We start from the raw sequence: 16,953 nt of genomic DNA on the forward strand, positions 1-16,953 counted from the left end.
TCTAGTGTCGCCCGCATGGCACAGACGACCTTCTTGCGGGGAGATTCCGCCGTGACGCGGGTGCTCGGCGTGCGGGAGCTCAACCGGGCGACCCTGGAGCGGCAGCTCCTGCTGCGCCGCCACGACCTGCCGGTGACCGAGGTGGTGGAGCGGCTCGTCGGCATGCAGGCGCAGACGCCGCACAGCTGGTACGCCGGGTTGTGGGCGCGGATCGAGGGCTTCCGCCCCGAGCACGCCTCCGAGCCGCTCGCCGGGCGCGAGCTGGTGCGCGTCGCGCTCATGCGCTCGACGATCCACCTGGTGACCGCCGCCGACTGCCTGGCACTGCGCCCGGTGGTGCAACCCGCCATGGACCGCTGGCTGTACGCCAACAGTGACGTGCGGTCCCTCGACGGCCTGGACCTCGCCAAGGTTGTGGCCGCCGGGCGTGAGCTGCTGGACGAACGGCCGCGCACCACCGGTGAGCTGGGCGCCCTGCTCCACGAGCGGTTCCCGGAGGGCCGGCCCGCCGCCCTGGGCCGCGTCGTACGGGACCTCGTTCCGCTGGTCCAGGTGCCGCCCCGGGGGATCTGGGGCGCGAGCGGTCAGACGAGGCACGCGACGGCGGAGACCTGGCTGGGGCGGCCGCTCGACCCGGCGCCGTCCGTCGAGCGGGCGATCCTGCGCTATCTCGCGGCGTTCGGACCGGCCACGGTCCAGGACGTGCAGACCTGGTCGGGGCTGACCCGCCTCGGCGAGGTGATCGACCGGCTGCGGCCGGGACTGGCCGTGTTCCGCGACGAGCGGGGCCGGGAGCTGTTCGACCTGCCGGACGCGCCCCGACCCGGCGCGGACGCGCCCGCGCCGGCGCGTTTCCTCTACGACTTCGACAACCTGCTGCTGTCGCACGCCGACCGGAGCCGCGTCCTCACCGAGGCGTGCGCCCGGACCCGCTCGGGCATCAAGAACGGCGTCCTGCCCGGCACCGTGCTGGTGGACGGGTTCACCGCCGCGACGTGGCGGATCGACCGGGGCAAGGACCGGGGCAAGGAGGGCGCCGTCCTGGAGGTCCGGCCGTTCGCGGCGCTGTCGCGGCGGGACGCGGAAGCGGTCGAGGAGGAGGGCGCCCGGTTGCTCCACTTCGCCGCCGCGGGCGCGGCGGCGCACGACGTGCGGATCCTGCCCCCGATCGGCGGGTGAACGGGGTCAGGGCTTGCGGCCGACCCCGCAGAACTCGTCCACCTCGCGGGCCTGGTGCTCGGGGAAGACCGGGCGCCAGCGCGGGCATGAGACGACGCCCGGCTCCACGAGCTCCAGCCCGTCGAAGAGGCTCGAGATCTGCTCCGGAGAGCGCAGGGTGTACGCCACGGAGCCGGCCTCGTTCCAGATCGCGATGGCCTCCTCGAACTCCTTGCCCTTGACCACGTTGGTGCCGTCGGCGATCGCCAGGTGGCTGCCGGGGGCCAGGGCGGCGAGCAGTCGCCGGACGATCGAGCGGGCCTCCTCCAGGTCGCCGACGTGCCCGAGGACGTTCATCAGCACCAGCCCGACCGGCTGGGTGAGGTCGAGGACCTCGATGCCGCCAATGATCACATCTTGCCGTCATGTCCCGCGAAACGGGAGGGTGCGACGAGGGGAATCACCCGGGCGACCGGCTAGCCTGCCAGTCACCCCGACGAACCGGAGGTGAGGTGCCATGAACGTCGCAGACCGACCCGACGGCGCGGGCGGCCCGGGCGGCGCGGACGAGTGGGCCGGGCTGGTGCGTCGGGCCGGGGCGCTGGTCGCGCGGTCCGCCGCCGCGGGCCGTCCCGCCGTTCTCGGGATCACCGGCAAACCGGGGGCGGGCAAGTCGACGCTCGCCGCCGCGCTCACCGACGCGCTGAACGCCGAACGGCCGGGCGCCGCGGTGCTCGCCCCGATGGACGGCTTCCACCTGAGCAACGGCGTCCTCGCCGCCCTTGGCCTGCGCGACCGCAAGGGCGCGCCGGAGACGTTCGACGCCTGGGGATACCTCGCCCTCCTGGAGCGGATCGGGGGCGGGCGCGAGCCCGTCGTGTACGCCCCCACGTTCGACCGGGCCCTTGAGGAGCCGGTCGCGGGGGCCATCCCCGTCCCCGGGGAGACCGCGCTGGTGGTCACCGAGGGCAACTACCTGCTGCTGGACGAGGAGCCCTGGCGGCGGGTCCGCACGCTCCTGGACGAGGTCTGGTACGTGGAGGTCGCCGACGCGCTCCGGCTCGACCGCCTCACCGCTCGGCACGCGGCCTTCGGCAAGACTCCGGAGCAGGCGCGGTTGTGGGCCACCGGCAGTGACGAACGCAACGCGGCGCTGGTCGGCCGCACGGCCCATCACGCTGACCTGCGCGTACGCGTCGACGGCTGGGCGCTGAGCATGTTTGGCCGAGATATAGGACGTAGTAGACAATAGGCAGAATGTCGGGCGCATTCGGGACGACGAGGAGGCGCGACGTGGCGAGGAAGGCCCCGGACGAGGACGTCAACGAGAAGGACCTCACGGTCGGCCCCCCGAAGGACTGGGCCGCCGGGGTCACGGCCGTGGCGAACTCGCTGCGCATGTCGTACGACCAGATGGGCGCCGGGCGCACCCTGCTCACCCTGGCCAGGGTCAACCAGAAGCACGGGTTCGACTGCCCCGGCTGCGCCTGGCCCGAGGGCGACCACCGCAGCCCCGCCGAGTTCTGCGAGAACGGCGCGAAGGCGGTAGCGGAGGAGGCGACCACCCGCAGGGTGACCCCCGAGTTCTTCGCCGCGCACTCGGTGCGCGAGCTGGCCGGGCGCACCGACTACTGGCTCGGCCAGCAGGGACGGCTCACCGAGCCGATGTACAAGCCGGCGGGGTCCGACCACTACCGCCCGGTGGGCTGGGACGAGGCGTTCGCCGTCATCGCACGCGAGCTGCGCGCGCTGGCGAGCCCCGACGAGGCGCTCTTCTACACCTCCGGCCGCACCTCCAACGAGGCGGCGTTCGTCTACCAGTTGCTGGTCCGCAAGTTCGGCACGAACAACCTGCCCGACTGCTCCAACATGTGCCACGAGTCCAGCGGCTCGGCGCTCAACGAGACCCTGGGCATCGGCAAGGGGACGGTGTCGCTCGCCGACCTGCACCGCGCCGACCTCGTCTTCGTGGTCGGGCAGAACCCCGGCACCAACCACCCGCGCATGCTGTCGGCGCTGGAGAAGGCCAAGCGGAACGGCGCCCGGATCATCGCGGTGAACCCGCTCCCCGAGGCCGGGCTGCTCCGCTTCAAGAACCCGCAGCGCGCCTCGGGCGTGGTCGGGCGCGGCACGACGCTGGCCGACCGCTTCCTCCAGATCCGGCTCAACGGCGACCTCGCGCTCTTCCAGGCGCTGTCCCGGCTGCTGCTCGACGCCGAGGAGGCCGCCCCCGGCACCGTGGTGGACCGGGAGTTCGTCGAGGAGCACACGCACGGCTTCGAGGAGTGGGCGGCGAGCCTGCGTGACCTCGACTGGGACGTGGTGGCCGAGGCGACCGGGCTGGAGCGCTCCGCGATCGAGGAGACCGTCCGCGACGTGCTGGCGGCCAAGTCGGTGATCGTCTGCTGGGCGATGGGCCTCACCCAGCACAAGAACTCCGTCCCCACGATCCGCGAGGTGGTCAACTTCCTGCTGCTGCGCGGCAACGTCGGGCGGCCGGGCGCGGGCGTCTGCCCGGTGCGCGGGCACTCCAACGTCCAGGGTGACCGCACCATGGGCATCTACGAGAAGCCGGGTGCGGCGTTCCTCGACGCCATCAGGGACGAGTTCGGCTTCGAGCCGCCCCGCCACCACGGGTTCGACACCGTCGAGGCGATCCGGGCGCTGCGCGACGGGCGGGCCAGGGTGTTCTTCGCCATGGGCGGCAACTTCGTCTCGGCGACCCCCGACACGGAGGTGACCGAGGCCGCGATGCGCGGCGCCCGGCTCACCGTCCAGGTGTCCACGAAGCTGAACCGCTCGCACGCCGTGTGCGGCGAGGAGGCGCTGATCCTGCCCACGCTGGGCCGTACGGAACGGGACGGCGACAGGTTCGTCACCGTCGAGGACTCCATGGGCATGGTCCACGCCTCGCGCGGGCGGCTGCGGCCCGCCTCGCCGCACCTGCGGTCCGAGGTGGACATCGTCTGCCGGCTGGCCCGCGAGCTGTTCGGCCCGGACGACCACCTGCCGTGGGAGGAGTTCGCGGCCGACTACGGCGCGATCCGGGACCGGATCGCGCGGGTGGTCCCCGGGTTCCGGGACTTCAACGCGCGCGCCCTTGAAGGGTTCGCGCTGCCGAACGCGCCGCGCGACGAGCGGCGCTTCCCCACCGCCACCGGCCGGGCCAACTTCACCGTGAACGCCCTGGAGGTGCTGCGCGTCCCCGAGGGACGGCTGCTGCTGCAGACCGTGCGCAGCCACGACCAGTACAACACCACGATCTACGGCATGGACGACCGGTACCGGGGTGTGCACGGCGGGCGGCGGGTCGTCTTCGTCCACCCCGACGACCTGGCCGAGCGCGGCCTGGCCGACGGCGACCTGGTGGACCTGACCAGCGAGTGGCCCGACGGGGAGCGCCGCGCCGAGGCGTTCCGCGCCGTCGCCTACCCGACCGCGCGCGGCTGCTGCGCCGCGTACTTCCCCGAGACGAACGTGCTGGTGCCGCTGGACTCGGTCGCCGAGACCTCGGGCACGCCGACGTCCAAGAGCGTCGTCGTCCGGCTCAGCCGGTCGGACACGGCGACCGCCTGAACGCGGAACGGCCCGCGCGGACATTCCGCGCGGGCCGTCCTGTTCAGGCTTTCACTGGGTACGGCGGCGCAGCCCGGCCACGCCGACGGCGGTGCCCGCGATGCCGACGACGACCCCGACCGCGCCGATCAGCCGGGCCGTGCCGTCCGAGGAGTCGCCCTCGCTCACCGCGGCGACGGACGGCGCGGCGGACGGGGAGGCCGCCCCGTGGCCGCCCGCCGCGTCGTCGCCGGCCGCGACCAGCTTGAGGGTCGGCGCCGGGTGGTCCGGCTCGGAGCCGTCGGGCTTGGCCGGGTCGGCCCACTTCACGACCTCGTCGTTGGAGTAGGTCTGGACGGTCGGGAAGGTCAGCTCGTCCGCCTTGGTGGGCAGCGGGCCGACGGACGCCTCGAACTCCTGGAACTGGCCCGGCCCGATCTTCCCGCCGGTCCAGGTGATCTTCAGGACGGACTCGGTGATGGTGTCGCCCGCGTCGGACACCACGGGGGCGGGGAGCTTGCCCTGGGTCACCTTCACGTCCCAGCCGGGGACCGGCCGGACCGAGACGAAGGGCAGCGGGTTGTCGGTCGGGAACTCCACCTCGACCTTGGTGGTGGAGGCGTTGTCCCGCTCGTTCGGAACGCGGAAGGCGAGCTTGGTCCACGAGCCCTTCACCGCCGTCCCGGGGTTGACGGTGACGTGGGCGAGGGCGGGTACGGCGAGGCCGAGCGTGAGCGCGAGGGCACCGGCGGTGACGGCGGCGGCACGACGGGCCGCGGTGGTCATGGTCATGGAAGGTTCTCCGGTCGTCTTCGTGAACGGTCAGGGATGTCAGAAGGCGGGGAGAACCGGTGGGCCGCGCCGTACGAGCGTGTGTTTGAGGACCCGGCCGGTCAGGGGCGCGGGCGCCGCCGAGAGGCGGGGGAGCGGGACGCGCGGCGGGGCGGGCGCGGCCGCCGGGGTCAGCAGGCGCAGCGCGGACGCGCCGAGCCGGCGCAGCAGGGACCACACCGCCGTCTCGCCGCGCGCCAGCCACCACCCGGTGACCAGCGTGGCGACGAGGTGGGCGGCGACCATGCCGACGTCCACGCCGAGGCGGTGCGTGTGCTGCGGCGCCGGTAGGCCGTCCGGCAGGGCGGCGCGGCCGAGCAGCAGATGCAGGAAGAGCTGCGCCGCCGCGAGGAGGCCGGTGATGGTCGCGCGCGACCGCTCGCGCCCGGCCAGCGCGGCCGAGACCGCCATGACGGCGGCGCCGCCGACGGCGAGCGCGCCCGGCGTCGGCCCGGTCCCTCCCGCGAACCTGTGCGCGAACACGCCGAGACCCACGCAGACGACCGAGAAGGCGGCGGCGCGGGCGAGGCGCAGGGGGAGACGGGCACGCATGGCGCCCAAATGTTCTCACAGAGAGTGGCCGGGCCGTCTCTCCCCCGGAGCTTTCATCCCGTACCCATCAGATCCACGCGGAGGGGACCTGTTTCGCGGCGAAACCCTCGTCCTGAGCGGCATGTGCCGACATACTCGGACCCGAGTGGATCGCCCGGCCGGGAATCGGCCACACCCCCCTTGGCGAGGAAACTGTGACGTCTCCCTCCGCACATCCCGAGGAGCCCGCTCTTCCGGAAGGTCCGCCCGCAGCGCCCGCCGAGCCCTCCACCGGGCCCTCCACCGGGCCCTCCACCGGGCCCTCCGACGGGCCCTCCGACGGGCCCCCCACCATGCGGGCCGTCGCCGTACCCGCTGCCGGAGTGGCCGTCGCCGCGTTCGCCGTGCTCGGGCTGGCCCTGTGGTTCGGCGGCGGCACACCGCGCCCGCCGATCGAGGGGCTGCCCGCCCCCGACGTGGTCACGATGGTCGGCCTTCCGGTGGCGCGCGTGCTCCACGACGCCTGCGCCGCCGCGACCGTGGGCACCTTGCTGGCCGCCCTGCTGGGACCGGAGGAGGACGCGGCCCGGATCGCCCGCCCGGCTTGGCGGTGGGCGGTCGGGTGGGCGGCGAGCGCGGCGCTCGTCGAGGTCCTCACGCTGTCGGACTTCCTGGCCATGTCCGTGCCCGACACGCTGCGTTCCGGGGTGATGCCCACCTTCGTCCTGCACATCCCGCAGGGCCAGGCGTTCACCGTGGTCGGCGTGCTCGCCTTGGCGATCGCGCTCGGCGTGGTCGCGCCGCTCCGCGTCCGGTCTCGCGCGGTGCTCGCCGGGCTTACCGGGCTGGCGGTCGTCGCCGTGCTGCCTCCGGCGTACGTGGGCCACTCGGCCTCGGCGACCGACCACAACCTCGCGGTCTCCAGCCTGATGCTCCACATCGGCGCGGTGACGCTGTGGGTCGGCGGCCTGTACGGCGTGGCCGTGCGGCTGCGCGGGCCGGTGCTCGCGGTGCGGAGGTTCAGCGCCCTCGCGTTGTGGTGCTTCGCCGCCGCGGGGTTCTCGGGCCTGGTCAACGCGTGGATCCGCCTGGGAGACCCTGGTCGGCTCCTCGACTCGCGGTACGGCCTGCTCGTGCTCGCCAAGATCGCGGCACTTGGCGCGCTCGGCTGGTTCGGGTGGCGGCACCGCCGCGCGACCATCGCCGTCCTGGAGCGCGGCGGCGGCTCGCGGCCCTTCCTCCGGTTGGCGGCGGGGGAGATCGGCGTGATGGCCGCGACGCTCGGCCTGGCCGTGGCGCTGTCGCGGACCGCGCCACCGCAGGGGGAGGGCGGCCTGGCGCACCAGCACGAGCTGCTCGGCTACGTCGTCGCGCCGCTCACCTCCGGACGGCTCCTGACCGTGGTCCGGCCGGATCCGATCGCGCTCTTCGCGGTCGGGGGAGCGCTGGCCGCCTACCTCGTCGCGCAATGGCGGTCCGGCGGGCCGTGGCCCGCGGGGCCGACCCTGGCCTGGGCGGCCGGCTCCCTGGTCCTGCTGTACGCCCTGGTGGGCGGTGTGGCCGCCTACGGGCCGGCCGTCTTCTCCGCGCACGCGGCGCAGTACGCGCTGGCGGGGACGGCGGCCCCCGCCCTGCTCGCCCTGGGCGCCCCGATCTCGCTCCGCCTCGGGGCCGTCCCCGGGCCGCTGTCCCATCCGGCGGCGGCGCTGGTGTGCTACGCGCTGCCGTACCCGCTGCTGTACCTGACCGGGCTGTTCGACCTCGCCCAGTCGAGCCTCGCCGTACGGCTGGCGGTGCTGGCGGTCCTCGTGACGACCGGCACGCTGTTCTTCGCGGTCGCCCTGGGCGTCGATCCGCTGCCGCGGGCCATCCGGGTGGCCGTGCGGATCCGGATGCTGCTCGGCGCCGCCGCCGTACAGGTCTGGGTCGCCCTGCTCCTGCTCACCGGTCCGCCGCAGGGGTGGGGCTGGTACGCCGTGCTGGCGCTGCCCTGGGCGCCGGACCGCGACGCCGATCAGCGGCTCGGCGCGCTGCTCGGCCCGGGGATCTCCCTGTCGGCGATCGTCCTGGTCCTGGCGCTGCTGGCGGGCCGGAGCCGGGCCGCCCGCCGCCGTCTCGCGGATCCACGGTTCGGCTGATCCCGCCGCCCGTAGACTGCTGAACCCCGCACGGCGGGGATTTATGACTATCCTGGTAGGGATTCATCAGAATGGTCGCCGTCGCGAGAGGATGGTGCGCCAGTGAGCCCAGGGCCGCGCGCCGAGACGCCGATCACCGCCGCCATCATGGCGGCGCGCTGGGTGAGGTCGGCCGCGGTCGACCACGGGCGCGGCCCCGAGCGGGGCCGGCACTGGGAGCCGAACCCGGATCCGCACGGGCGCTCCGCCATGGCCGGCGACCGGTTCTCGCTGTACTCGGGCGCCGCCGGGATCGTCCTCTTCTTCCTCGAACTCGCCGCCGCGACCGGCCACGAGGAATACCTGGAGGACGCCCGTGCCGGCGCCCGCCACCTGGCCGCCAACTGGCGCGGCCTGTCCGACCTCTCCCTCCACCACGGGCTCGCGGGCGTGGTCTTCGCCCTCGCCGAGGCCGGGTGGGCGACCGGCGACGACCGGCTGTGCGAGGCGGCGCGGGCGGGCGCCGACCACCTCGCCCGTGCCGTACGCCCGATGGACGGGGGCGTCGGATGGACCGGCGACCCGGCGCAGCGCGGCGACGGCGGCATCGTCCTCGGGCTGCTGCACGCGGCGGGGATGCTCGGCGTGCCGCTGTACGAGGAGATCGCCGTGGCGGCGGGCGAGCGCATCGCCGGGATGGCGGTGCCGGGGCACCGGTTCGGCGGCGACTCCTGCCCGGACCTGCCCACCGACGCCGTCACCCCCGGGTTCCTGTCCGGCACCGCGGGGACCGCGTTCCTGCTGGCCCGCCTGTACGGCCTCACCGGCGAGGAGCGCTTCCTCGTCGCCGCGCGCAGGGGAGCCGACTTCGTCCGCGCCGTCAGCCTGGTCACCGAGAGGTGCGCACTCGTGCCGCACCACGTCCCGCAGGGGCGCGCCCTGCACTACCTCGGCTTCTGCTCGGGGTCGGCGGGCGTGGCCCGGATGTTCTACGAGCTGCACCGCGTGACGGGGGACCCCGGTGACCTCGACTGGGTCGAACGGCTGGCGCACGGCGTGGTCCAGAGCGGCGTGCCGGGACGGCAGACCGCCGGGTACTGGAACGTGGCCTGCCAGTGCTGCGGCACGGCGGGGCTCGTGGAGCTGTTCGTCGGCCTGTGGGCGGCCACGGGACGCGACGCGCACCTCGAGTTCGCCCGGTCACTCGCCGGCAACCTCGTCGCCCGCGCCACCGGGCACGACGGGCGGGGCTACCGGTGGTACCAGGCGTACCGGCGGCTGCGGCCCTGGGAGGTGACCGCCGACACCGGCTACATGGTCGGCGCGGCCGGGATCGGCGCCGCGCTGCTGCACCTGGACGCGGCGGGACGGGCGAGCGAGCCCCGCCGCCTCGTCATGCCGCCGGACAACCCGTTCCCCGCGATCCCCGTGCCCGCCGCGCTGCTGCGCGACCCGCCCTGAGCGTCACCGCCGGCGCCGCCGGCCCTTCAGCGCGGCGGCGACGCGGGCGAACACCCGGTCCCACTCCGAGCCGAACGGGTTCTCCTGCACCAGGTAGGTCCAGGTCGCGGTCGGACGGGCCAGCCCCTGCCCGGCCAGGTCGCGGGTGACGTCCACGCTCTCGAACGTCTCCTTCGACCGCCGCCCGATCTCGTCGAGCAGCTGCCGGTACGCGGGGACCGCCTCGCGGTTGAACTCGTCGAGCGGGTTCAGCCGCCCCAGCGCCCGCAGGTGGATGCCCTCGCGGACGTCCGCCATGTGCGCGAGGTGCTCGGCCCAGCAGCGGTCCAGGTGGAAGAGCACGATCTGGCGGCCGGCCCGCTCGACGGCCGCCTCCCCGGCGGACTCGCGCAGCTCGGCGTACCGCTCGGGGCAGGCGTCCTCCAGCGCGCGGGCGCCCGCGTCCCCGTGCAGGATCCGGTCGCGCCGTTCGAGCAGCTCGGCCCGCTGCCGTTCGAGCAGCCGCGTGTAGCGCCACGTGTTGCGGTGGATCTCCAGGTTGACGCCCTCGGCGACCCGCTGCGCGTGCCCCACCGTCCAGGCGGCCTGCGGATTCCGTACGACGCCGTCCGGGTCGGCGTCGGGCAGCGGGGCGTCCGGAGCGTACGCGGTGAGCAGGGCGTCCTCGCCGCTCACGAAGAACACCGAGCCGCCGGGGTCGCCCTGCCGTCCGGCGCGGCCCCGGAGCTGGTCGTCGAGGCGGCTGCTGTCGTGGCGGCCGGTGCCGATCACGTACAGGCCGCCGAGCCGCCTGACCGCCTCCTCGGCGTCGTCGCCGTCCTCCTCCGCGGCGCCGCCGAGGCGGATGTCGGTGCCGCGCCCGGCCATCTGCGTGGACACGGTGATCGCGCCGCGCGCCCCGGCCCGCGCGATGATCGCCGCCTCCTCGGCGTCGTTCTTGGCGTTGAGGACGACGGGCGTGAGGCCCCGGGCGCGCAGCCGGAGATCGAGGCGCTCGGACTCGGCGACATCCAGGGTGCCGACCAGGACCGGACGGCCGGCGGCGTGCTGGGCGGCGACCTCCTCGACGACGGCGGCGACCTTGTCGTCGGCGGTGGCGAAGATCCGGTCGGGCTCGTCCACGCGAACACAGGGCCGGTTGGGCGGGATGACCGCCACTTCCAGGTTGTAGAACTCGCGGAGCTGCTCGCCGACGGCCACCGCCGTCCCCGTCATGCCGCATATTTCGGGATAGCGGGTAAGGAGGCCCTGGATCGTGATGGAGTCGAGGATCTCCCCGGTCTCCGACGGCGCGAGCCGCTCCTTGGCCTCGACGGCGGCCTGCAGGCCGTCCGGCCAGCGCTGCAGCAGTGCGACCCGGCCGCGCGACGGGTTGATCAGGTGGACCCGGCCGTCCCTGACGATGTAGTCCACGTCCCGGGTGAGCAGCGCGTGCGCGTGCAGCGCCAGGTTGACCTCGGCCACCGTGCCGGGGTGGTCGTAGAGGGAGATGCCGAGCGCCTTCTCGACCGTGTCGGTGCCCTTGGCGGTGAGGAAGACGTTGCGCCCCTCGTCGTCGACCTCGAAGTGGTAGCCCCGCGACAGCCGCCGGACCAGCGTCGCCATCTCGGGCGCCGCGCGGCCCGGGTCGGCCGCCCCGGCCAGGATCAGCGGCACCCGGGCCTCGTCCACCAGCACCGAGTCGGCCTCGTCAACCAGCGCGACCTCCGGCGCCGGGACCAGCAGGTCGGCCGGGTCGGTCCGCAGCCGGTCGCGCAGCACGTCGAACCCCAGCTCGCTGACCGCCGCGTACGTCACGTCCCTTGAGTAGGCCGCGCGCCGCTCCTCGGGCGTGGAGCCTTGCCCGATCCAGCCGACGGTGAGGCCGAGGGCCTGATAGAGCGGCGCCATCCACTCGGCGTCCCGCCGGGCGAGGTAGTCGTTGACCGAGATCACGTGGACCCGCCTGCCGCGCAGCGCGAACCCGGCGGCGGCGAGCGCCCCCGACAGGGTCTTGCCCTCGCCGGTGGCCATCTCGGCGACGTGCCCGTGGAGCAGCGCGAGCGTCCCCACGAGCTGCACGTCGTACGGCCGCTGCCCCAGGGTCCGCACGGCCGCCTCGCGCACCACCGCGCAGAACTCGGCGCTGCCGACGGCGGCCTCCGCCGGAGGGAGCAGCTCGGGCCGTGCCCGTACCTCGGGCTCCAGCCGGGCGGCCTCGGCGACGGTCGCCTGGAACCGGGCCAGGTCCACGCTTCCCGGCTTGTCCAGGAGGCGTCTGATCATCTGCGGCACCCAGGCCATGCCCGCTCCAAGGAGTCGTTTGCCGGACTGGGTTTCGTCTGTCCGGTTCCCCGAGCCATTCAAGCTCAACGATCTTTTGAGTGCGAAATATTCATGACACGACCTGACAGGTATGGAGGGCAAGGTAGGGCTCATGACGACCATCGCGAAACTGATCGCCTTCACCATCGACTGCGCCGAGCCGAAGCGGCTCGCCGAGTTCTATTCCCAGATCACCGGCTTCGAGGTCCAGTACGCCGAGGAGGAGTACGCCGGGATCGGGGACGGCACCACCACCATCTACTTCCAGCGGGTGCCCGAGCGCAGGCCCGGCTCCTGGCCCGGCCCGGACAAGCAGTTCCACCTCGACTTCCGCGTCCCCGATGTGGCGAAGGCGGTGGAGGAGTACCTGGAGCTGGGGGCGACCAAGCCGGAGTTCCAGCCGGGTGACTGGGTCGTCCTGGCCGACCCCGAGGGCCACCTGTTCTGCGTTTGCCCTGAAAGATCGTGATTTCGACCGCGTCAGTGATGGGGACAGTTGATTTTGTCCCTAAGCTGACGTGGTGAGATCCCACGGTGAACGATTCCCCGGCCGGTGCCCATGATCTGGGTGGGTGTGGTCATCGCCCTGGTCGGCGCGCTCGGATACGCGCTGGGCGCGGCCCTGCAGCAGTTCGAGGCCGTTCGTGACGGCGCCACCCTCCAGTTGGTCAAGCGGCCGCGCTGGTGGATCGGCGGGATCATCGGCTTCATCGGGGCCAGCCTGCACGCGGTGGCGCTGAGCATGGCGCCGCTGGTCGCCGTGCAACCGGTCAGCGTCGCCACGCTGGTCTTCGCGGTGCCGCTCGCCGCCATGCTGCACGGCCGCCGGCCGCATCGGGCCGAGATCCTCGGCTCCGTCGCGGTGGCGGCCGGGCTGCTCGGCCTGATGCTGCTGGTGCCGGCGCACAACGTCACGCCGTCGCTCTCCGACCGGGACGCCCTCGGCCTGATCGGGTGCATCGCCGTGATCGTCGCGGTGAGCTTCGGTGTGGCGCGGTTCCTGCGCGGGCCGGGCAAGGCCCTGGCGATGGCGGTCGGGGCCGGGTCGGTCACCGCCACCGTGTCCACGTTCGTCCGCGTCGTCGGCGGCGGCCTGCACGGCGACCTGTCCAAGCTGCTGCACTGGTTCACCCTGGCCATCCCCGTGCTGCTCATCTGCGCCGTGGTCCTGCTGCAGAAGTCGTACGCCGTGGGCTACTTCGGCATCGCGTACGCCGGGGTGCAGGTGGTCGACCCGATCACGTCCGTGCTCGCGGGCGCGATCCTCCTCGGTGAGTCGCTGCCGGCCGGCGCCGGACAGGTGATCCCGGCCCTGCTGGCGGCGGCCGTGCTCATCGGTGGCACGATCACCCTGGGCCGGCTGGCGCCGGACCACTCCACCAAGCCGGCCGCGGCCCCCGTTCCGGTCACGCCGGCGGCCACCAGTTGAACGCCGCGTCCGCCTGCCGCAGGGCGGCGGTGGGCCCGGCCAGTCCCGCGAGGGACATCACCCCGTCGCGCACGGCGACGGCGAGCGGGTTCGACCACCGGGTCAGCCGGTTGATCGCGGCGGAGCGCCGTACGATCGCGGTGGTCCTGGGCAGCCGGTCGCGGGTGTAGGCGGCGAGGCCGCGCTCGACGGAGCCGCCCGCGCTCACGTGGTGCGCCAGGGTCACCGCGTCCTCGATCGCCTGGCAGGCCCCCTGGCCCAGGTTCGGTGTCATCGAGTGGGCGGCGTCGCCGAGCAGCGCGACCCGGCCCCGATGGAACGCGGGGAGCGGCGTGTCCATGAAGAAGACGTCGCTGCGGATCACCCGCGCCGGATCGGCGCGCTCCACCAACGCGGGGATCGGGGCGTGCCAGGTCCCGAACCGCCGCAGCAGCTCGGCCTTCTCCTCCGCCGGGTCCGCGTGGCCCGTCCCGGACGGGACGGTCGCGGTGGCGTAGCAGTACACCTCGTCGCCGGCCAGCGGCATGACGCCGAAGACCTGGCCGCGCCCCCACGACTCCGCCCCGGTGAGCGCTCCTGCCGCGATCCCGCGCCCGGAGACGACGAACCGCCAGGCCGTCGTGCCCGAGTACACCGGGTCCGGGTGTCCGGGGAAGAGAACGCGGCGGACCGCCGAGCGGATGCCGTCGGCGGCGACGACGAGGTCCGCGCGCAGCTCGCCCGCGTCGGTGCTCACCCGGCCCGAGGAGGCGTCCACGTCGTGGACGGCGGTGTTCAGGCGCAGCGCGCCGGACGGGAGCAGGCCGGCGAGCAGTTCCACGACCGTCGCGCGCTGCAGCAGCACGATCGGGTCGCCGAACCGCGCCTGGGCGGCCTCGACGCTGGTGCGGGACAGCCAGCCGCCGGAGGCGCGGCGTACGCCGGCGACGCCCTGCAGCGCCGCGCGCTCGCGCACCCGGTCGCCGATGCCGATCGTGTCCAGCGCCCGCAGCGCGTTGGGCGCGATCGCCAGGCCGGCGCCGACGGGCTCGATCGAGGGCACCCGCTCGCACACCGTCACCGTCCAGCCCCGCCCGGCCAGGGCGGCCGCCGCCGTCAGCCCGCCGATCCCCGCACCGATCACCAACGCATCGCCCATGACGACCTCCGTCGCTCACTACATCTGTAGTCCGAACCATACTACGGCTGTAGTGAGGGCGACTACGGCTGTAGTATCCACGCATGTCGAACCAGCGGGTGACGCGCATCGCGGACGCGGCCATCGAGATCCTGGCCGAACGGGGGATGCGCGGCCTCACGCACCGCGCGGTGGACGAGGCGGCCGGGCTGCCCTCGGGGTCGACCTCCAACCACGCCCGCACCCGGGCCGCGCTGCTCGGGCTCACCCTGGCCCGCCTCACCGAGCTGGAGTGCGGCCTCTTCGCCGGCCTCATGCCGGACGCGGACGCAGGGGGCGCGGCGATGAAGGCGACCGTGGATCCGGCTGCCCTGGCGGAGCTCCTGGCCCAGGTGACGCACCGCGCGCTCGACCGCGACCGGCACGTCAGGATCGCCCGCTACGAGCTGGCCCTGGAGGCGACCCGCAGGCCGGAACTGCGCGAGATCTACGACCGGGCCGGAGCGGGCTTCCGTGAGCCCGCCGTCGCGCTGCTCGCCGCCGCCGGCTCCGCCGATCCCGTACGGCACGGCCGCCAGACGGTGGCCTTCGTCGAGGGCATCATGTTCGACTCCGTCGTGGGGGCCGGGGCCGGGGCCGCGCTGTCGATCGACGACCTGCGCGCGGCCTTCACCGAATTCCTCCGCGGCGTCCTGTCTTGAGTGCTGTCGGAGTGCCCGTCAGCGCGAGGTGAGACGGGCCCGGTGGGCGGGCCACTCGTCGTCGAGGATCGAGTAGTAGGGGCTGTCCCGCCAGGTGCCGTCGGCCCGGCGGTACTGGCGTCGTAGGATCCCCTCGCGCACGCCGCCGATCCGCTCGATCGCCGCCTGCGAGCGCAGGTTGAGGATGTCGGTCTTGAGCACGACGCGGGTGAGGCCCAGCGTGCCGAAGGCGTGGTCGAGCAGCAGCACCTTGCACTCGGTGTTCACGCCCGTGCGCCAGTAGGCACGGCCGTACCAGGTGGAGCCGATCTCGAGGCTGTTGTCGAAGCCGCTCACGTACCAGAAGCCGGTGGAGCCGATCGCGCGCCCGGTCTCCTTGAAGATCACGGCGAACTGGGTGGTTTCCCGGCTGTCGAGGAGGCCGGCGATCAGCTCGCGCATCGCGGCCTCGGACCGGGGCATCGCGCCCGGCCGCCACCGCCAGACCTCCTCGTCGCCGTCCAGCGCAGTGAACAGGTCGGACGCGTGGTCGAGGGCGAGCGGCACAAGCCGGACGACATCGCCGTCGAGTGTGGCGGGTTCGGGCATCTTCGCGGTCATGCGTGCAGGTTAGCGGCGACCGCGGGGGCGGCCGCTGTCGACATACATACCGTCTGGTCGGTACGCTGCCTGGCGTGAACGCAGACCCGCCCGGCCTGGATCTCGCCCGCCTTTCCCACCATCTCGAACGGGAGGGCCTCACCCGGGGCCCGCTGCGGGCGGAGGTGATCCACGGAGGCAAGTCCAACCTGACCTACGTCGTGCGCGACGCGGAGCGGACGCTCGTGGTGCGCCGGCCCCCGCTCGGGCACGTCCTCGCCACGGCGCACGACATGGGCCGCGAGCACCGGGTCATGACGGCGCTGCGCGACACCGGCGTCCCGGTGCCCGTCACCTACCACCTGTGTCAGGACCCCGACGTCGTCGGCGCGCCCTTCTACGTCATGGAGCACGTCGAGGGCGGCCACCCGCCGCTCACCCCGGAGATCGCCCGCGACCTGGTGTCCGTGCTCGCCACGCTGCACTCCATCGACCCGGAGCAGGTCGGCCTCGGCGACTTCGGCCGGCCGGACGGCTTCCTGGAACGCCAGGTCGGCCGGTGGAAGCGGCAGCTCGACGCCTCGCGCAGCCGCGAGGTGCCCGGCATCGACGACCTGTACGCCCGGCTGGCCCGCGACGTGCCCCGCTCGGGCAGCCCGGCCATCGTCCACGGCGACTTCAAGCTCGGGAACACTCTCATCGCGGACGGCCGGGTCAGGGCGGTGCTCGACTGGGAGATGTCCACCCTCGGCGACCCTCTCACCGACCTCGCGCTGTTCCTCCTGTACGGGGAGTTCGCCGAGCTCGACGGCCCGGGCGGCGCCGCGCCCGCCGATCCGTCGCCCGAGTTGGCCGCGCCGGAACTGGCCGCCCACTACGCCGGCGCGTCCGGCCGCGACCTCTCCCGGCTCGGCTGGTACATCGGGCTCGCCTGCTTCAAGCTCGCGGTGATCGCCGAGGGCATCCACTTCCGGTACACCAAGGGGCTCACGGTCGGCGAGGGCTTCGCCGAGGTCGGAGACCAGGTGGCCCCGCTGGTCGCTCGTGGACTCATGGAGGTCTGACCGATGGATTTCGGGTTCGACGACGTCACGCTGGAGCTGCGCGAGCGGCTGACCGCGTTCATGGACGAGTGCGTCTATCCCGCCGAGCCCGCCTTCGCCGAGCAGG

15 protein-coding genes are annotated in these 16,953 nt (G+C 73.8%); 9 read left to right on the top strand and 6 right to left on the bottom strand.

Annotated elements, in window-relative coordinates; genetic code table 11:
* Window positions 1-15 precede the first annotated feature (15 nt).
* Window positions 16-1,179, top strand: a complete 1,164-nt coding sequence (locus tag AWQ68_RS30990) for a winged helix DNA-binding domain-containing protein (RefSeq protein WP_066947154.1) — start codon at window positions 16-18, stop codon at window positions 1,177-1,179.
* A gap of 6 nt (window positions 1,180-1,185) precedes the next feature.
* Here AWQ68_RS30990 and AWQ68_RS30995 read toward each other — a convergent pair whose 3' ends face one another.
* Complete coding sequence (locus AWQ68_RS30995; protein ID WP_066947156.1) at window positions 1,186-1,572, bottom strand: SAM-dependent methyltransferase; 387 nt, start codon at window positions 1,570-1,572, stop codon at window positions 1,186-1,188.
* A gap of 103 nt (window positions 1,573-1,675) precedes the next feature.
* Here AWQ68_RS30995 and AWQ68_RS31000 point away from each other — a divergent pair, with 103 nt between their 5' ends.
* Entirely contained in the window at window positions 1,676-2,410 is a 735-nt protein-coding gene (locus tag AWQ68_RS31000) for a nucleoside/nucleotide kinase family protein (protein ID WP_084464590.1), read from the top strand.
* 5 nt (window positions 2,411-2,415) lie between these two features.
* Window positions 2,416-4,734: an FdhF/YdeP family oxidoreductase gene (locus AWQ68_RS31005; protein ID WP_084464591.1), complete on the top strand. Its 2,319-nt coding sequence runs from the start codon at window positions 2,416-2,418 to the stop codon at window positions 4,732-4,734.
* Between the two features lie 51 nt (window positions 4,735-4,785).
* Here AWQ68_RS31005 and AWQ68_RS31010 read toward each other — a convergent pair whose 3' ends face one another.
* Both AWQ68_RS31010 and AWQ68_RS31015 read right to left on the bottom strand, forming a co-directional pair.
* A complete protein-coding gene (locus AWQ68_RS31010) occupies window positions 4,786-5,505 on the bottom strand; it encodes a YcnI family copper-binding membrane protein (RefSeq protein WP_084464592.1) in 720 nt (239 codons plus the stop codon).
* 39 nt (window positions 5,506-5,544) lie between these two features.
* Window positions 5,545-6,096, bottom strand: coding sequence for a hypothetical protein (locus AWQ68_RS31015; RefSeq protein WP_066947274.1), 552 nt, complete (start codon window positions 6,094-6,096; stop codon window positions 5,545-5,547).
* A 332-nt stretch (window positions 6,097-6,428) separates the two neighbouring features.
* Here AWQ68_RS31015 and AWQ68_RS31020 point away from each other — a divergent pair, with 332 nt between their 5' ends.
* Window positions 6,429-8,213, top strand: coding sequence for a bifunctional copper resistance protein CopD/cytochrome c oxidase assembly protein (locus AWQ68_RS31020; protein ID WP_066947161.1), 1,785 nt, complete (start codon window positions 6,429-6,431; stop codon window positions 8,211-8,213).
* Window positions 8,214-8,315: 102 nt separating this feature from the next.
* Window positions 8,316-9,653, top strand: coding sequence for a lanthionine synthetase LanC family protein (locus AWQ68_RS31025; RefSeq protein ID WP_066947164.1), 1,338 nt, complete (start codon window positions 8,316-8,318; stop codon window positions 9,651-9,653).
* A gap of 3 nt (window positions 9,654-9,656) precedes the next feature.
* Here the strand turns inward: AWQ68_RS31025 and secA2 are convergent, their stop codons facing one another.
* Entirely contained in the window at window positions 9,657-11,918 is a 2,262-nt protein-coding gene (secA2, locus tag AWQ68_RS31030; RefSeq protein WP_373281564.1) for an accessory Sec system translocase SecA2, read from the bottom strand.
* Window positions 11,919-12,069: 151 nt separating this feature from the next.
* On the opposite strand from secA2, the gene AWQ68_RS31035 reads away from it, so the two are divergent.
* Window positions 12,070-12,426 carry a VOC family protein gene (locus AWQ68_RS31035; RefSeq protein WP_066947276.1) on the top strand — a complete coding sequence of 119 codons (357 nt, stop codon included), beginning with the start codon at window positions 12,070-12,072 and terminating at the stop codon, window positions 12,424-12,426.
* Between the two features lie 90 nt (window positions 12,427-12,516).
* Window positions 12,517-13,386, top strand: coding sequence for a DMT family transporter (locus tag AWQ68_RS31040; protein WP_066947169.1), 870 nt, complete (start codon window positions 12,517-12,519; stop codon window positions 13,384-13,386).
* Here AWQ68_RS31040 and AWQ68_RS31045 read toward each other — a convergent pair.
* Window positions 13,364-14,524: an FAD-dependent monooxygenase gene (locus tag AWQ68_RS31045; RefSeq protein ID WP_066947172.1), complete on the bottom strand. Its 1,161-nt coding sequence runs from the start codon at window positions 14,522-14,524 to the stop codon at window positions 13,364-13,366. The genes AWQ68_RS31040 and AWQ68_RS31045 overlap by 23 nt on opposite strands.
* 83 nt (window positions 14,525-14,607) lie before the next feature.
* On the opposite strand from AWQ68_RS31045, the gene AWQ68_RS31050 reads away from it, so the two are divergent.
* Window positions 14,608-15,204, top strand: coding sequence for a TetR/AcrR family transcriptional regulator (locus AWQ68_RS31050; RefSeq protein WP_066947174.1), 597 nt, complete (start codon window positions 14,608-14,610; stop codon window positions 15,202-15,204).
* A gap of 18 nt (window positions 15,205-15,222) precedes the next feature.
* Here the strand turns inward: AWQ68_RS31050 and AWQ68_RS31055 are convergent, their stop codons facing one another.
* Window positions 15,223-15,804 (bottom strand): GNAT family N-acetyltransferase, encoded by a 582-nt coding sequence (locus AWQ68_RS31055; RefSeq protein ID WP_066947177.1) that lies wholly within the window; start codon window positions 15,802-15,804, stop codon window positions 15,223-15,225.
* Between the two features lie 74 nt (window positions 15,805-15,878).
* On the opposite strand from AWQ68_RS31055, the gene AWQ68_RS31060 reads away from it, so the two are divergent.
* A complete protein-coding gene (locus tag AWQ68_RS31060; protein WP_066947179.1) occupies window positions 15,879-16,847 on the top strand; it encodes a phosphotransferase family protein in 969 nt (322 codons plus the stop codon).
* Window positions 16,848-16,953: the final 106 nt, after the last annotated feature.

The organism is Microtetraspora fusca (assembly GCF_001570365.1).
Lineage (GTDB): Bacteria > Actinomycetota > Actinomycetes > Streptosporangiales > Streptosporangiaceae > Microtetraspora > Microtetraspora fusca.

Coding starts and splice junctions, on each gene's coding strand:
- AWQ68_RS31020 (WP_066947161.1), top strand. CDS start 6,429: ATGCGGGCCGTCGCCGTACCCGCTGCCGGAGTGGCCGTCGCCGCGTTC.
- AWQ68_RS30990 (WP_066947154.1), top strand. CDS start 16: ATGGCACAGACGACCTTCTTGCGGGGAGATTCCGCCGTGACGCGGGTG.
- secA2 (WP_373281564.1), bottom strand. CDS start 11,918: ATGATCAGACGCCTCCTGGACAAGCCGGGAAGCGTGGACCTGGCCCGG.
- AWQ68_RS31000 (WP_084464590.1), top strand. CDS start 1,676: ATGAACGTCGCAGACCGACCCGACGGCGCGGGCGGCCCGGGCGGCGCG.
- AWQ68_RS31010 (WP_084464592.1), bottom strand. CDS start 5,505: ATGACCATGACCACCGCGGCCCGTCGTGCCGCCGCCGTCACCGCCGGT.
- AWQ68_RS31035 (WP_066947276.1), top strand. CDS start 12,070: ATGACGACCATCGCGAAACTGATCGCCTTCACCATCGACTGCGCCGAG.
- AWQ68_RS31050 (WP_066947174.1), top strand. CDS start 14,608: ATGTCGAACCAGCGGGTGACGCGCATCGCGGACGCGGCCATCGAGATC.
- AWQ68_RS31005 (WP_084464591.1), top strand. CDS start 2,416: ATGTCGGGCGCATTCGGGACGACGAGGAGGCGCGACGTGGCGAGGAAG.
- AWQ68_RS31045 (WP_066947172.1), bottom strand. CDS start 14,524: ATGGGCGATGCGTTGGTGATCGGTGCGGGGATCGGCGGGCTGACGGCG.
- AWQ68_RS31015 (WP_066947274.1), bottom strand. CDS start 6,096: ATGCGTGCCCGTCTCCCCCTGCGCCTCGCCCGCGCCGCCGCCTTCTCG.
- AWQ68_RS31055 (WP_066947177.1), bottom strand. CDS start 15,804: ATGACCGCGAAGATGCCCGAACCCGCCACACTCGACGGCGATGTCGTC.
- AWQ68_RS31040 (WP_066947169.1), top strand. CDS start 12,517: ATGATCTGGGTGGGTGTGGTCATCGCCCTGGTCGGCGCGCTCGGATAC.